This is a genomic window from Kribbella sp. NBC_00889, assembly GCF_045207705.1.
Classification (GTDB): domain Bacteria; phylum Actinomycetota; class Actinomycetes; order Propionibacteriales; family Kribbellaceae; genus Kribbella.
The window spans coordinates 8,204,675-8,219,263 of record NZ_CP108783.1; the positions used below are offsets into that span (position 1 = coordinate 8,204,675).

Annotated in this window: 11 protein-coding genes and 10 tRNA genes; 7 read left to right on the plus strand and 14 right to left on the minus strand. The window is 67.8% G+C overall.

Annotated features, from left to right (window positions below; genetic code table 11):
- The first annotated feature begins 11 nt into the window (after positions 1–11).
- The 6 genes from OG817_RS40350 (at position 12) to OG817_RS40375 (ending at position 7,785) form a co-directional block, all read left to right on the plus strand.
- Entirely contained in the window at positions 12–902 is an 891-nt protein-coding gene (locus OG817_RS40350; protein WP_406050242.1) for a fumarylacetoacetate hydrolase family protein, read from the plus strand.
- On the plus strand, positions 899–2,350 hold the full coding sequence (locus OG817_RS40355) for an aldehyde dehydrogenase (NADP(+)) (RefSeq protein WP_406050243.1): 1,452 nt from the start codon (positions 899–901) through the stop codon (positions 2,348–2,350). The genes OG817_RS40350 and OG817_RS40355 overlap by 4 nt, the downstream gene beginning before the upstream one ends.
- Positions 2,347–4,203: an IlvD/Edd family dehydratase gene (locus tag OG817_RS40360; protein WP_406050244.1), complete on the plus strand. Its 1,857-nt coding sequence runs from the start codon at positions 2,347–2,349 to the stop codon at positions 4,201–4,203. The genes OG817_RS40355 and OG817_RS40360 overlap by 4 nt, the downstream gene beginning before the upstream one ends.
- 86 nt (positions 4,204–4,289) lie before the next feature.
- Entirely contained in the window at positions 4,290–5,546 is a 1,257-nt protein-coding gene (locus tag OG817_RS40365) for a DUF2088 domain-containing protein (protein WP_406050245.1), read from the plus strand.
- Complete coding sequence (locus OG817_RS40370) at positions 5,543–6,409, plus strand: U32 family peptidase (RefSeq protein WP_360445620.1); 867 nt, start codon at positions 5,543–5,545, stop codon at positions 6,407–6,409. Before OG817_RS40365 ends, OG817_RS40370 begins: the two co-directional genes overlap by 4 nt.
- Positions 6,406–7,785 carry an FAD-binding oxidoreductase gene (locus OG817_RS40375; RefSeq protein WP_406050247.1) on the plus strand — a complete coding sequence of 460 codons (1,380 nt, stop codon included), beginning with the start codon at positions 6,406–6,408 and terminating at the stop codon, positions 7,783–7,785. Before OG817_RS40370 ends, OG817_RS40375 begins: the two co-directional genes overlap by 4 nt.
- Before the next feature lie 360 nt (positions 7,786–8,145).
- Here the strand turns inward: OG817_RS40375 and OG817_RS40380 are convergent.
- The 13 genes from OG817_RS40380 to OG817_RS40440 form a co-directional block, all read right to left on the minus strand.
- A tRNA-Tyr gene (locus tag OG817_RS40380) sits at positions 8,146–8,229 on the minus strand.
- The gene (locus tag OG817_RS40385; RefSeq protein WP_406050248.1) at positions 8,226–8,633 is read right to left on the minus strand and encodes a methyltransferase family protein; all 408 of its coding nucleotides are present in this window, start codon (positions 8,631–8,633) and stop codon (positions 8,226–8,228) included. The genes OG817_RS40380 and OG817_RS40385 overlap by 4 nt, the downstream gene beginning before the upstream one ends.
- Before the next feature lie 17 nt (positions 8,634–8,650).
- Positions 8,651–9,487: an alpha/beta fold hydrolase gene (locus OG817_RS40390; protein ID WP_406050250.1), complete on the minus strand. Its 837-nt coding sequence runs from the start codon at positions 9,485–9,487 to the stop codon at positions 8,651–8,653.
- A gap of 94 nt (positions 9,488–9,581) precedes the next feature.
- A tRNA-Glu gene (locus tag OG817_RS40395) sits at positions 9,582–9,654 on the minus strand.
- 36 nt (positions 9,655–9,690) lie between these two features.
- A tRNA-Ser gene (locus OG817_RS40400) sits at positions 9,691–9,779 on the minus strand.
- A 369-nt stretch (positions 9,780–10,148) separates the two neighbouring features.
- Positions 10,149–11,345, minus strand: a complete 1,197-nt coding sequence (locus OG817_RS40405; protein ID WP_406050251.1) for an RtcB family protein — start codon at positions 11,343–11,345, stop codon at positions 10,149–10,151.
- A gap of 28 nt (positions 11,346–11,373) precedes the next feature.
- Positions 11,374–11,465, minus strand: a tRNA-Ser gene (locus tag OG817_RS40410).
- 6 nt (positions 11,466–11,471) lie between these two features.
- Positions 11,472–11,544 (minus strand) — tRNA-Gln (locus tag OG817_RS40415).
- A gap of 36 nt (positions 11,545–11,580) precedes the next feature.
- On the minus strand, positions 11,581–12,027 hold the full coding sequence (locus OG817_RS40420) for an HNH endonuclease (protein ID WP_406050252.1): 447 nt from the start codon (positions 12,025–12,027) through the stop codon (positions 11,581–11,583).
- Positions 12,028–12,097: 70 nt separating this feature from the next.
- A tRNA-Leu gene (locus tag OG817_RS40425) sits at positions 12,098–12,174 on the minus strand.
- Between the two features lie 69 nt (positions 12,175–12,243).
- Positions 12,244–12,317 (minus strand) — tRNA-His (locus OG817_RS40430).
- Positions 12,318–12,319: 2 nt separating this feature from the next.
- Positions 12,320–12,393, minus strand: a tRNA-Arg gene (locus tag OG817_RS40435).
- 92 nt (positions 12,394–12,485) lie between these two features.
- Positions 12,486–12,561 (minus strand) — tRNA-Pro (locus OG817_RS40440).
- A gap of 833 nt (positions 12,562–13,394) precedes the next feature.
- On the opposite strand from OG817_RS40440, the gene OG817_RS40445 reads away from it, so the two are divergent.
- Positions 13,395–13,470: transfer RNA gene (locus tag OG817_RS40445), tRNA-Thr, on the plus strand.
- Positions 13,471–13,901: 431 nt separating this feature from the next.
- Here OG817_RS40445 and OG817_RS40450 read toward each other — a convergent pair.
- Positions 13,902–14,549: a TetR/AcrR family transcriptional regulator gene (locus OG817_RS40450; protein WP_406050254.1), complete on the minus strand. Its 648-nt coding sequence runs from the start codon at positions 14,547–14,549 to the stop codon at positions 13,902–13,904.
- Between the last annotated feature and the right edge of the window lie 40 nt (positions 14,550–14,589).

Sequence of the window (14,589 nt, forward strand, 5' to 3'; positions counted from 1 at the left end):
AAGGCATCTCCATGCATTTGGTCCGTTACCAATCCCCGGACGGTCGGCCCGTTGTCGGTGTGCGTACCGATGACACCGTGGCGCCCGTCGAAGGCGTCGGCAGTTTCGCGGAGTTGCTGCGGCTTCCGCTCGACGACCTGAAGACAGCGGTCGCCAAGCTAGGGGAGCCGGTCCCGGTCGACGGCCTGAGGTTCCTGCCGCCTCTCGACGGGCGGGGTGAGGTCTGGTGTGCGGGCGTCACCTATGAGCGGTCGCGTGGTGCGCGGATGGAGGAAAGCACCGAGCAGTCCGTGTACGACAAGGTCTACACGGCCGATCGGCCGGAGCTCTTCCAGAAGGCCCCGGCCTGGCGCGTGGTGGCCGACGGCGAACCGGTCGGCATCCGGGTCGACTCGGGTCACGACGTACCCGAACCTGAGCTCGCGGTCGTCGCCAACAGCCACGGCGAGATCGTCGGCTTCACGGTGTGCAACGACATGAGCTCGCGCTCGATCGAGGGCGTGAACCCGCTGTACGTACCGCAGGCCAAGCTGTTCGCCGGTGGCTGCTCGCTGGCGGCCGGCATCCGGCCCGCGTGGGAGGTCGCGAACCCGAAGGACCTGAGCATCGACCTGGTCATCGAACGCGACGGCGACGAGGTGTTCGCGGGTACGACGTCCACCGCGAAGCTGGTGCGGGAGCTGCAGGACCTGATCGACGTCCTGTTCGTGCCGAACGACTTCCCGGACGGCGTGATCCTGGCGACCGGCACCGGGATCGTGCCCGAGCTGGACTTCGCGCTGGCCGAGGGCGACGTCATCACGATCACGATCGCCGAGGTCGGCACGCTGACGAATACGGTGGCCGTCGGCCGGGAACCGTTCGCGTTCCTGGCGACCGAGAACCTGGAGGAGAAGCGATGATCCCGGACACCACCCCCGCCGAGCTCGAGCAGGCTCTCGCCGGCGCCGCGGCTGCCGCACCGGCGCTGGGCGCCGCGGAACCCGCCGTACGGGCCGGGTGGATCCGCACGGTGGCGGACGCCCTGGACGCGGCGGCAGACGAACTGGTGCCGATCGCGATGCGGGAGTCGTCGCTGCCGGAGGCGCGGCTGCGCGGCGAGGTCGCGCGGAGCACCGGCCAGCTGCGGATGTTCGCCGAGGTGCTGGAAGAAGGCTCGCTGCTCGAGGTCATCATCGACACGGCGGACGCTCAGGCGAAGCCGGTACCCCGGCCGGATCTGCGCCGGGTCCTGGTGCCGCTCGGACCGGTGCTGGTGTTTGCTGCCAGCAACTTCCCGTTCGCCTTCAGTGTCTGTGGCGGTGACACCGCCTCAGCTTTGGCGGCCGGGTGTCCGGTGATCGTCAAGGCGCACCCCGGTCATCCTGAGCTGTCCGCGCGGACCGCCGACGTGATGATCGCGGCGCTGGCCTCGGCCGGTGCCCCGGCTGGTTCGTTCGGTCTGATCCAGGGCTTCGACGTTGGCGTGACCGCGCTGAAGGACCCGCGGATCACGGCGGCCGGCTTCACCGGCTCGGTTCCGGCCGGCAAGGCGCTGCACGAGATCGCGGTCACCCGGCCGGAGCCGATCCCGTTCTACGGTGAGCTCGGCAGTCTGAACCCGGTCTTCGTCACCCAGGCCGCGATCGATGCTCGGGGCAAGGACATCGCGACAGGGTACGTCGGGTCGTTCACCCTCGGCGTCGGTCAGTTCTGCACGAAGCCGGGTCTGCTCTTCCTGCCCGCCGGCCACGGTCTGCAGGACCAGTTGGCGTCGGCGGTCGGTGGAGTCGCCGAGGCGCCGATGCTGAACGACCGCATCAAGGACGGCTTCGGCTCAGGCCTCGACCGGCTGCAGAAGGTCGACGGCATCCGGGTCTGGGCCTCCGGTAGTGCGACGTTGCTGCAGACGACAGTCCCCGAGCTGCTCGCGCGTCGCGACGAGATCCTCGAGGAGTGCTTCGGGCCGGTCTCGATCGTTGTCGAATACAGCGGCGTGGAGGAGCTCCGCGCTGCTGTCGAAGCCTTCGACGGAAACCTGACCGCGACGCTGCACGCCGAGTCGTCTGACACCGAGTTGGCCGCGGAGCTGCTGCCGTTGCTGACGGCAAGGGCCGGAAGGGTGCTGTGGAACGGCTGGCCGACCGGTGTCGCCGTGTCGTGGGCACAGCACCACGGCGGGCCGTTCCCGTCGACCGTCGGCTCGATCCACACCAGCGTCGGCGTGACCGCGGCCCGCCGGTTCCAGCGACCGGTTGCCTACCAGGACACGCCGGATGCGGTGCTGCCCGACGTACTCAAGGATGCGAACCCGAGCGGCATCAGCCGCCGGGTGAACGGGACCGTGACTACAGGTGAGGTGCCTCGATGACCGATCTGCCACCGACCAGTGACCCGCGCGACGCCGCCGTGCCGCCGGACAGCGGTGATCCGACGCCGGAGAAGACCGGTACGGCGGGCGTGCCGGAGCGTCCCGACGCGCCGATCGGGCGGCGGAGTTTCGACCACTGGTTCGGTGAGAAGGACCGCAACGGCTTCATCCACCGGTCCTGGATGCGTGCGCAGGGCTTCTCCGACGAGGTATTCGACGGCCGCCCGGTGATCGGTATCTGCAACACCTGGTCCGAGCTGACCCCATGCAACGCCCACCTGCGCCGGCTGGCCGACTCGGTGAAGCGCGGCGTCTGGCAGGCCGGCGGGTTCCCGCTCGAGTTCCCGGTGATGTCGCTCGGCGAGACCATGCTCCGGCCGACCGCCATGCTGTTCCGGAACCTGCTCAGCATGGACGTCGAGGAGTCGCTGCGCGGCAACCCGATCGACGGGGCCATCCTGCTGACCGGCTGCGACAAGACCACACCGGGCTCGATCATGGGCGCCGCGAGCGTCGACCTGCCCACCCTGGTGGTGACCGGCGGCCCCATGTTGAACGGTAAATTCCGCGGCTGCGACATCGGCTCGGGTACGGCCGTCTGGCGGTTCACTCAGGACCGCAATGCCGGCCGGATGACCGAGGCCGACTACGCGGCGGCCGAGTCCGGCATGTCCCGCAGCAACGGACACTGCATGACCATGGGTACGGCGTCCACGATGGCGTGCATGGCTGAGGCACTGGGCCTGCAGCTGACGGGTTCCGCGGCCATCCCCGCGGTCGACTCCCGCCGCTACTCGATCGCTCAGCAGGCCGGTCAGCGGATCGTCCAGATGGTTCACGAGGACCTGAAGCCGAGCGACATCCTGACCCGCGACGCCTTCGCGAACGCGGTCCGGGCGAACGCGGCGATCGGTGGCTCGACCAACGCGGTCATCCACCTGCTCGCGATCGCCGGCCGGGTCGGCGTCGACCTGACGCTGGACGACATGGACGAGTGGGCCCGCGGCGTGCCGTGGCTCGTCGACCTGCAGCCGTCCGGCAAGTACCTGATGGAGGACTTCTACTACGCCGGCGGCCTGCCCGCGGTGATGAAGGAGATCCTGCCGCTGATCAAGGCCGACGCGATCACCGTGACCGGCAAGACCATGGGCGAGAACGTCGCCAACGCGGAGCGGACCGACTGGAGCGGTCAGGAGGGTCAGCCGGCGACCGCCGTGATCCGGCCTGTCGGCGATCCGCTGGGCAGTGGCGCGGGAACCGCCGTACTGAAGGGGAATCTCGCGCCGGACGGTGCCGTGATCAAGCAGTCTGCGGCGTCTGAGCGGTTGTTGCAGCATCGCGGTAAGGCGCTCGTGTTCAGCAGCATCGAGGAGTACGACAAGGCAGTCGAGGACCCGGATCTCGACGTCGACGAGGACACCGTGCTGGTGCTGCAGAACTCCGGCCCGCGTGGCTACCCGGGGATGCCCGAGGTCGGCAACATGACGATCCCACGCAAGCTCGCCGAGATCGGTGTCGACGACATGGTGCGCATCTCGGACGCGCGGATGAGCGGTACGGCGTACGGCACCGTCGTACTGCATGTCACTCCGGAAGCGGCTGTTGGTGGACCGTTGGCGTTGGTACGGACTGGTGACTGGATCGAGCTGGACGTGCCGGCGAGGCGGTTGCATCTGGACGTGCCGGACGAGGAGCTGGAGAAGCGGCGCGCCGACTGGCAGCCGCCGGCGCCACCGACCGATCGCGGCTGGGCACGGCTGTACGTCGACCACGTGACGCAGGCCAACCAGGGCTGCGACCTGGACTTCCTCATCGGCCGAACCGGTTCGGCCGTAGCCAGGCAGAGCCACTGATGGCATCCGCACAACAACCTCCGAGCGAAGCGAGGGTTTCGTCTTGGGGACCTTTTGAAGCTGTCCGAGGGCTCCGGCCGAAGGGTGTGATCCCGCAGGTCACGCCGATCCGCCGGTTGCTCTCGGATGTCCCGACCTCAGCAGACCCGTACGCCGAAGCGCAGGCGGCGCTCGAACCCCTGCGATCCCGCATCGCCCCTGACGCGCGGATCGCCGTGACCGCGGGCAGCCGTGGCATCCACGACCTCGTCCCCGTGGTCAAGGCGGCTGTCGACTGGCTGAAGTCGGCGGGCGCCGCGCCGTTCGTCATCCCCGCGATGGGATCGCACGGCGGTGCGACCGCGGACGGTCAGAAGGAGATGCTCGCCGGGCTCGGCATCACGCCGGAATCCGTCGGTTGCCCGATCGAGGCGACCATGGAGACGGTGGTCGTCGGCACGCTGTCCGACGGCACCGAGATCCACCACGATGCGATTGCCGCCAAGGCGGACGGCGTACTCCTGGTGAACCGGGTCAAGCCGCACACCGACTTCCGCGGTCCGATCGAGAGCGGGATCGCGAAGATCCTCGCGATCGGCCTGGGCAACCACGTCGGTGCGGCCTCGCTGCACGCCGGCGGCATCCCGTCACTGGGCGGGAACGTCGAGGCGGCCGCCCGTATGGTCGTTGCGCAGGGCAAGGTCCTTGGTGGGTTGGCGATCCTGGAGAACGCACGGGAGAAGACCGCCGCGGTCGAGCTGCTCGAGCCGGACGGTATCGCTGGTGTGGCTGAGCAGGCGTTGCTGCAACGGGCGGGCGCGTTGCTCGGCCGGTTGCCGTTCGACGAACTGGACGTGCTGGTGATCGATGAACTGGGCAAGGACAAGTCCGGGGCCGGCATGGACACGAACGTGATCGGCCGGTGCTGGGTGCACGGGATCCCCGAGTTCGAGTCGCCGTCGATCGCGACGATCAGCGTGCACTCGCTCACCCCGGCGTCGCACGGGAACGCCTCCGGCCTCGGCCTGGCCGACGTCATCCCGGCGCGTCTGCTGGAGCAGGTGGACTTCAGGGTCAGCTATGTCAACGCCCTGACGTCCGGCGCCGGGGGAGCCCGCCGCTCCCGGTTGCCGATGGTGATGGAAGACGACGAGGCCACCGTGCTCGCCGCCGCGACGATGTGCGGCCGGCGCGACTGGTCCGAGCTCCGGCTGGCCCGGATCAAGGACACCTTGTCCCCGAACGAGTTGATGGTGACGCCGGCACTGCTGACCGAGGTGAGTGACCGCTTCGACCTGGAGATCACCGGGCCGGCGCGGGACCTGACAGCGGCCGGCCGGCTCGGACCCTGGAGAGACGCATGAACCTTCGCGAGGCACACGCACTGCTGGCCGATCGTGGTTTCCGCCCGGGCGGCGCGTCCGCGCGCACGTTCCCGGACGGGGCGCCGTACAAGGTGGAGATCCCTTCGTGTGAAGGGCCGCGGGTGATGACCGCGGTGCTGGAGGAAGCCAAGACCCGTGGCGTACGGATCGACCGGGTGTCGCAGGGCAGCGGCGTGATGATGCTGACCGACGGCGAGATCGAGGAGATGCTCTCGCTCGGTACGTCGGCCGGAGTCGAGGTCTGTCTGTTCCTCGGCCCGCGTGGTGCGTGGGACATCGGTGGTCAGGCCAAGGTTTCCGCTGCTGTCGGCGGTGTTGCGCGGGGCAACGAGATGGTTGCGGCGTCGCTCTGTGACGCGTTCCGGGCCGTCGAGCTCGGGGTGCGGAGCCTGCTGGTCGGGGACATCGGCGTACTGGAGCTCCTCGGTGAGCTGAAGGTCGACGGGTCGTTGCCGTCGGACTTGGTGCTGAAGACGTCGGTGCTGATGCCGTTGCCCAATGCCCCGACGGCTCGGTTGTACGAGCGGTTGGGGGCGACGAGCCTGAACGTGTCGACCGACCTGCCGGTGCCGGTGCTGGCGGAGATCCGGTCGGTGACGTCGGTGCCGATCGACATGTACATCGAGGTCCCTGACGATCAGGGTGGGCATGTGCGGTTCTACGACGTACCGGAGATCGTCCGGGTCGCGGCGCCGGTCTATCTGAAGATGGGTCTGCGGAACGCACCGAACATCTATCCGGTGGGTGCGCATCTCACCGGGACGGCAGAGGCGCTCGGGCGGGAACGGGTACGGCGGGCGGAGTTGATCCTGCGGTTGCTGGCCGAACAGGATGAGGCATGACGCCTGCTGATCCACTGGTCGCCCGGTTGCGTTCGGCCCTGGGCGACAACGCGGTTGTCGACGATCCCGACGTACTGGACAGTCATCGCAATGACCACGCGACCTTCTGTACGGCCGGCGTACCGCGGCTGCTAGTGCGGCCGTCGTCGACCGCTGACGTCTCGGAGGTTCTGAAGGCTGCTGGGTCATTCCGTGTCCCTGTGGTGACGCAGGGAGCCCGGACCGGGTTGTCGGGTGCGGCGAACGCGTCGGACGGCTGCCTGTTGCTGTCGACCGCGCGGATGAATCAGATCCTGGAGGTCTCGGTCGAGGACCAGGTCGCCGTGGTGCAACCGGGTGTGGTGAACGCCGACCTGTCCCGGGCCGTGCTCGAGAAGGACCTCTTCTACCCGCCGGATCCGTCGTCGTGGGAAATGTCCACGGTGGGTGGCAACATCGCGACCAACGCCGGTGGGCTGTGTTGTGTGAAGTACGGCGTGACGTCGGACTTCGTGCGTGGACTGGAGGTGGTGCTGGCGTCGGGCGAGGTTGTCCGCACCGGCCGCCGGTCGGCGAAGGGCGTCGCCGGGTACGACCTGACGCGGTTGATCGTCGGATCCGAAGGCACGCTGGGCGTCGTCACCGAGGCGACGCTCGCGCTGCGGCCCGCCCCCGAAGCCTCGTTGACCGCGGCGGCTACCTTCCTGTCCATCGAGGAGGGGATCGCTGCCGCGGCCGCGGTCATGTCCTCCGGCCTCCGCCCCTCCCTGCTCGAATTCCTGGATCGTCCGACCTTGCGGGCCATCCAGGACTATCGCGACATGGGACTCCCCGCCGACGTCGGATCGATGCTGATCGCGCAGTCGGACCGCGGTCAGCGCGCTGCGGAGGACGTGGCGCGCATCGCGGCGATCTGCACCGAGCATGGCGCCATCGACGTCGCCGAGGCGTCGGACGCCGAGGAGTCCCGGATGCTTCTCGAGGCCCGGCGCCTGGTCAATGCGGCTCTCGAACCCCTCGGTGTCACTCTCATCGACGACGTCGCCGTACCCCGCTCGAAGCTGGTCGCGTTGCTCCGCGGCATCGCCGAGATCGGCACGAAATTCGACGTACTGATCTGCTGCCCCGGCCACGTCGGCGACGGCAACATGCACCCCACCGTCGTCTTCGACCGCGACGACCCCGACGCCGAAGCCCGAGCGCTGCAAGCCTTCGGCGCCGTGATGGAACTGGGCCTGTCGCTAGGCGGCACCATCACCGGCGAACACGGCATCGGCAAACTCAAACGCCACTGGCTCGCCCAGGAACTGGGCCCGGTGGGCTTGCGTCTGCAACGCGAGATCAAGGCGGTCTTCGACCCCGACAACCTTCTGAACCCCGACAAACTCTTCCTCTGAGTCCCCCTGCCCGGAGTCGAACCAGGAACCCGGCCTTCGGAGAGCCAGGCGAGAATTCCGTCACCAGGGGGATTCCGGTACGCCGCCGGTGGGGCGGCGTACCCGCAGCGTTCTACTCCTCGACCGAGACGACGCGGACCCAGTCGGAGCAGTCGGCTTCACACCAGACGTGATCGCCACGGTGGGCGATCCGATCACGCTGTACATGCCCACAGGCAAGGTGTACCCGGCGCAGCGCATGACCCTGCTTCACTGGAGCACCGGTCCTACCGCCGGGCACTCGCTTCCTGTTCCTGAGGTCGGCCATGGCCGGTCCTCCTCTCTTCTCATCTTGTTTGTTGCCCAAGGCATCCTTGTGCGTGCAGGAGACAGGATTCGAACCTGCTCAGCCCGAAGGCGACGGGGTTACAGCCCACCCCGCCTCTCCCACGGCGGCGCTCCTACAGGTATCGACGGACTGCTTCGCAGTACTGCCGAAATTCATGGGGGAACTTCTCGCTCAACCTGTGTTCCTCACCAACTACGTCCCGGTGCATCGCCGCAGCGGCCAACGGCAACGTCGCCAGCACCCATCCGGACCGGGTGAGAAGGCCGATTCCCAGGTGCAGCAGGGTGCAGCCGACGTACATCGGATTGCGGCTCACGCCGTACGCCCCGCTCGTCACCAGCTCGTCCGGCTCTGCAAGCTCCGTCCGTGCGGCAGGTTTCACGGCGGCCGCAACGATCAGGCTCCCGGCTCCAACTGCTGCCCATCCAGCCGAGCGCCGGCGCATCAACCGCCACGGGCGGACCTGCTCGAGCGCGATCCCAGCCGCGATCCCGGCCAGGCCGGCTTCGGGGATCGGCACATTCCGCAGCGCGGCGGTCAGACCGGCGTTCGTAGTGCTTCCTCGATGGCGCGCGTGAAGGCACCCGGTTGCTCGATGTGCGGGACGTGTCCGGCCGCATCGATCACCTGCAACGGCCAGCCGAGCCGAGCCCTCGCTTCCTCGGCAAGTGCCAGCGGTACGAATCGGTCCTGCGCTCCCCAGACCAATGTCGTCGGCACGTCGACGATTTCGTGGACCTGTTCGGTACCTGTTGCCACCAGCTGGCGCATCGTCCGTTTGACGTGTGGCACACGTGCGCGGCTCCGCGTGTAGGCGGTGAAGGCGTTGAGCCAATCCGGGTCCCGCTCGCGTACACGGTCCAGGTTGGCGAACGCCCAGCGTTCGAACCTCTCCATGTTCCGCTCGGAAGGCCGAACCGCGAACCTGACCGCCATCACCCGAAGTCCAAGTGGCATCCGGTACGCCCCGACTCCCGGCGCACCGTAGAGAACCAACCGCTGAAGCAGCTTTCCACGTCTCCCCGCGTAGCGCGCCGCCAGCGTCCCTAGCAATGAATGCGCGACCAAGGTCGGCGCCCGGTCACACGTCAACCGGAGCAGATCGGTGAACCATGCGTCGAAGGTCGCGGTATCCAGGCGATCAACCGGATCAGACTCGCCAAGCCCTGGTGCATCGGGAATGACGAGCCGGTGCTCCTCCGCCAACCGGGAGATCACCGGTGCCCAGTAGATCCCTCCACACTCGATTCCCCCGTGCAGCAAGACCAGCGGCGGGCCATCGCCACCGACGAGCATCGTCGTCGGAACACCGGCAATCTCGACCCGCTGCTCATCGACTGCAAGCCCTCGCAGCAACCGCGCCCTGTCGTCCATGGCTCACCTCGGTACCAACCGTAGGCACTGGCTACGCGCTTCCGCTTCCGAAGAACCACGCAACCAGGTGCGGCCACACCTGCGGAGAACCACGTACCCCGTACCGGATTCGAACCGGTGATCTTCCGGATGAGAACCGGACGTCCTGACCACTAGACCAACGGGGCCTGGCAGGGGCGGCCGGTCCATCCCGGCCGCCCCAGCGGTGAGAGTGAGATTCGAACTCACGGACCAACCGAAGCCGATCGACGGTTTAGCAAACCGCTGCCCCTGCCCACAGGCGGACCTCACCTCGAATCGTGCCTTGACGACAGGAGGTACTCTCCGGCGCCTACCCGTCCTGCGCCTGACGACGCCGGACAGATTCATCCGACGCCAAGTACCTCCTGTCGTTACGTCCCCCAACCACGCCGAACCAACGCACCAGGCACCTTCACTACCCCAACTCCGCCGCGCCCCACCGACCTCACCCCCGACCTCCGCGCCCGCCGCGGGACCTCCGTGCCGACCTCCGACTCCGCCGCCCGCCGTCTCCCCTGACGACGGCGGGCGGCGCATCCTGTGGATAACTCCCACGTCCTCAGCCCTCGCACTTGTACGCTTAGTGCAAAGGAAGAGGCGCACAGCAGGCAGGCCCACGACCGCGGACCCGCCCACCGCTTCAGCCCTTGACGCAGATGACCTGCTTGAGATGGGCTACGACCTCGACCAGGTCCGACTGGGCCGCGATGACCGACTCGATGTCCTTGTACGCCGCGGGGATCTCGTCGATCACCCCGGCGTCCTTGCGGGACTCGACCCCCGTGGTCTGCGCGACCAGGTCGTCGACCGTGTACCGGCGCTTCGCCTCGTTGCGGCTCATCCGCCGGCCTGCCCCGTGCGAGGCCGAGTAGAACGACCGCTCCGACCCAAGACCGCGGACGACGTACGACCCCGTGCCCATCGACCCCGGGATCAGCCCGAGGTCTCCGCGCCCGGCCCGGATCGCACCCTTGCGGGTGACGAGCAGGTCGAGCCCGTCGATGCTCTCCTCGGCCACGTAGTTGTGGTGGCACGAGATCGGCTGCTCGAACCGCACCTCCTGCTCGAACGACTCCCGCACCGCCTGCATCACCAGCGCCAGCATCACCGCACGGTTGCCCGACGCGTACTGCTGCGCCCACGTCAGGTCCCGCCGGTACGCCTCCATTTCCGGCGTACCCGACAGGAATACCGCGAGATCACGGTCCGGCAGGTCCGCGTTGTGCGGCAGGTCCCGCGCGATCCGCATGTGCCGCTCGGCGAGTTCCTTGCCGATGTTTCGGCTGCCCGAGTGCAGCATGAGCCACACGCGGTCCTCGTCGTCGAGGCAGACCTCGATGAAGTGGTTGCCGCCACCCAGCGAACCCATCTGCTTCTTCGCCTTCGACTCCCGGTCCTGCACCCCGTCGTGCAGGCTGGTGAACGACCCCCACAGCCGCTCCCACCCCCGCGGGTCCAGCCCGAGCCGCCGGATGCTCACCGGGTCCCCGTGCGCCCGGAACCCAACCGGCACGGCGGCCTCGATCCGTGAACGGATCGAGGACAGGTCATCCGGCAGGTCCGCGGCCGTCAGCGAGGTCAGGACACCTTCCATCCCGCACCCGATGTCGACGCCGACCGCGGCCGGCGACACCGCCTGGTACATCGCGATCACCGACCCGACGGTTGCACCCTTGCCGAGGTGCACATCCGGCATCACCCGGACGCCGTACACCCACGGCAGGGCCGCGATGTTCCGCAGCTGCCGCAGCGCCTGCGCACCCACCTCGTACTCCTGCGCCCACATGAGCGTGGAGCTCTTGGCCCCGCTCAGCTCCACCGGAAACTCCACGTTCATCTCCTCACCCTCCTCGTTCGTGTGCATGCGGTGGAAGTGGGACTCGAACCCACACATCCGGTGAAGGATCGACCGTTTTCGAGACGGCTGCCGGTAGGCCAACGCTCGGCTTATTCCACCTGAGAGCTGCCAGGGCAGGGCTCGAACCTGCGGGACCTCGGGTCAGAACCGAGGGTGGGTCACCGTCGCCCACCTGGCATCACGCTCCGACGCGAGACCCGGGTGGGGGTTCGCGTCAGAGCGCCAACTCGGCACGGGAAGGGATCCACGGCTGCCACAGCAGCGGCATGCCGGCCTCTTCGGGCGTGCGTGAGCCCTTCTTCTCGTTGCAGGACGAGTGTGCGGCGACAGCGTTCAGCCACTCGCCTCGTCCACCGCGCGACCGCGGAACCACGTGGTCCATCGTCGTGGCACCAGGCCCACCGCAGTATGCGCAGGTGTACTTGTCCCGCTTCAGTACGCCGGCCCGCGTGTACTGCAGCCGGCCGGACGCGTACCGCCACTTCGTCACGACGTACCGGACGAGACGCAGTACCCGGGGGAGGGGGAATGGTCCGATGCTCGCGCCGTCATGCGCTTCCTCGACGACGGCGACCTCCCGGACGAGCATCCGGATGGCGTGCTGGACCGACACGACATGCAGTTGCTCGTACGAGGCGTTGAGCACGATCACACCGCTCATGTGGTTCCTCCTCCCATCCAGTGTGCCCGACAGCTCGCAGTCAGGTCGGGTGATCTCGGTGTCGGTCGTGTGGTGCGGCTCCAGGGACTCGAACCCTGAACCTCCTGGTCCTAAGCCAGGCGCCTCTCCCATTTGGGCCAGAGCCGCAGGTACTGCGTTCTCTCACGTACGGCGACCGGACGGGGCCAACTGGGCCCGGCTGACGTCGTACCTGAGGGTGTCCGGCGGGGCTCGAACCCGCTTCCTCCGGGTCCACATCCCGGCGCCTCGCCCGCTTCAGCCTCGGACACAGCACGCCCGGCAGGACTTGAACCTGCACGCTCCTGCTTCGTAGGCAGGTGCTCTCTCCGGTTGAGCCACGGGCGCTGAGCGCCCTGCGCCGGATGTGGTGCGGATTTCCGTCGCAGGGCACGTTCGTGGCGCCCGCTCGGCCGGTAGCAGAGCATCCTGCGGGCGCCTGGTCCAGCTGGAGGGACTCGAACCCCCGTCGTCCTCATCCCAAATGAGGTGGCCTGGCCACTGGCCCACAGCTGGTGACGTCCCCGGGGCGTTGCGAGCCCCAGGGACGGATGCCCGAGTTCGCCGGCTCGTGCGAGCCGGCGGTCCCGGGCCTCTTCCCCGGCGCACGGGCGGCGCCGCAGGGAAGGTCTCCTGGGCCGTCGGTGACCCGGGAGAAAATGCGATGAATGTCCAGTTGTCAATTGTTCGAGTCGGTATCCGTGAATACCGGAAAAAGCATCGGTGGAAGGAGTCGAACCCTCGTGACGCGGGTTTGGAATCTGGCCCGCAACCATTGCGCACCGACGTGGTGAAATGTGGCAAAAGAAAAGAGCCGCCTGGTGCCGGTGACCCGGCTCAGACGGCTCCTGGGATGATCTCCCGCTGGAGATCACACAGGTGGGCCGCCCGGACTCGGGCTCAGTTCGGTCCCGCTGAGCTGGTGATAGAAGGCATCGATGTGCACTGATCGCAGGCACGCCGACAAAGCCGTGGCATCCAACTGCCAGGCGTTCCTCGGGTTCCACTCTCGGTACACGATCACTCCTAGGTCTGTAGTCCTTGCGGGGTTTATTCTGGCGCATCCCTCACAACCACGTCAACGCATTTGCCGTTTCAATTGTTCCCACGCTATTTCCTGCCCCTTCCGACGTTCCCAATCCCCGACAGGTTCCGCCGCTGTTCCCCGACAGGTCGCGCCGCCGTTCACCGACCGGCCGCCGTACCCCAACCCCACCGCTACCGACCGCCACCACCCGCTGACCGCCCACCACCCCGGCTCAGACCCCTCAACCGCCCCCCGATCCGTATCCGATTCGGAATCACCCCCACCCGCCCGCTACACTCTTGCCTCGGCGTCCGCGCCACCCGCCGCCTTAGCTCAGTCGGCAGAGCGTCTCACTCGTAATGAGAAGGTCGTCGGTTCGATTCCGACAGGCGGCTCCACCCGAACCCCCAGGTCAGAGGCCACTCTCTGAAGCTGGGGGTTTCCTCTTTTCGCCGCCCGTGGTGCGGGTCATGGTGCGAGACGGTCGTAAGCTGCGCGACGTGGCTAAGGGGAAGGCGAAGCCGACGCCGAAGCGTCAGCGCGGCCAGATTGAGACGTTGCCGTCCGGCTCGCTACGGTCAGCGTTTGCGCCGGCTTGGATCCGATCTCGAAGGACCGGGTGTACCTGCGAGAGACGGTGCCGGCCGCGCCGAACGCAGCAGATCAGGCAGAAGCGGTGCTCGCCCGGCGACGATGCGATTCTCACCACGTATGTGGCGCTCTCGCCGTGATCCTGCACATCACCAAGCGAGTGCCCGGCCAGGGCCTATGAGAGCCACGCCACCTGCTCATGCGCCATGGGGGTCGGCGAATCGGCCCGGGATTTTCGTCAAGTGAGCAGTTCGTTGCCGAGCGCCCGGGCTAGCCAGTGGCGGAAATCCTCGGGTGACCAGTTGCGGTCACCGACGAGGTGCCGGTGAAGGCCTGGGTCGTTGTAGATGGTGATGACGTCGGCGGCTCGATCCGGGGTGAGCCGGGGGGTGAGGGCGTCGGTGGTGGTGAGGAAGGCAACGATCTGTTGTGCCCCCTCGCGCCGTTGGCGTCCGATGTCGGCCCATAGTCGGGCTACGTCTGGGTCGGTGTCGGCGGCGATGCGGATGACGTCGTACAGGGTCGACACTCGGGCCATGATGCGGGCGAGGAGGTCGGCGTATTCCGTGATGATCTCGGTGCCGTCATCCAGGGATTGCAGATGCTGTGACTCGGGCCGCTCGGCGAGTGGGACGGTGAGGTCGTCGCCGATCAGGGCTTGGTCGTAGGCGGTTTTGAGGAGCCATGGCTTGCCGCCGGCCGCGGTGAAGACGGTCGACCGGCTGACGCCTGCGGCCTCGGCGATGGAGTCGATCGAGGTGCCTGCATATCCGTGGGCGGCGAACAGGTCTGATGCCGCAGTGAGGATGGCGCGCCGGGTTGCTTCGGCGCGCCGGGCTCGGATGCCCGAGCGGTAGGTCCGTTTGGTTGGCGGACTCGCACTCATGTCTTCGCTCCTGGTCCGACCCGTGGTCGCGCGATTGCTG

Bases quoted from the DNA above. Each gene is read 5' to 3' on its own strand.
- OG817_RS40360 (WP_406050244.1), top strand. From the start codon at position 2,347: ATGACCGATCTGCCACCGACCAGTGACCCGCGCGACGCCGCCGTGCCG.
- OG817_RS40355 (WP_406050243.1), top strand. From the start codon at position 899: ATGATCCCGGACACCACCCCCGCCGAGCTCGAGCAGGCTCTCGCCGGC.
- OG817_RS40390 (WP_406050250.1), bottom strand. From the start codon at position 9,487: ATGGACGACAGGGCGCGGTTGCTGCGAGGGCTTGCAGTCGATGAGCAG.
- OG817_RS40405 (WP_406050251.1), bottom strand. From the start codon at position 11,345: ATGAACGTGGAGTTTCCGGTGGAGCTGAGCGGGGCCAAGAGCTCCACG.
- OG817_RS40420 (WP_406050252.1), bottom strand. From the start codon at position 12,027: ATGAGCGGTGTGATCGTGCTCAACGCCTCGTACGAGCAACTGCATGTC.
- OG817_RS40350 (WP_406050242.1), top strand. From the start codon at position 12: ATGCATTTGGTCCGTTACCAATCCCCGGACGGTCGGCCCGTTGTCGGT.
- OG817_RS40370 (WP_360445620.1), top strand. From the start codon at position 5,543: ATGAACCTTCGCGAGGCACACGCACTGCTGGCCGATCGTGGTTTCCGC.
- OG817_RS40375 (WP_406050247.1), top strand. From the start codon at position 6,406: ATGACGCCTGCTGATCCACTGGTCGCCCGGTTGCGTTCGGCCCTGGGC.
- OG817_RS40450 (WP_406050254.1), bottom strand. From the start codon at position 14,549: ATGAGTGCGAGTCCGCCAACCAAACGGACCTACCGCTCGGGCATCCGA.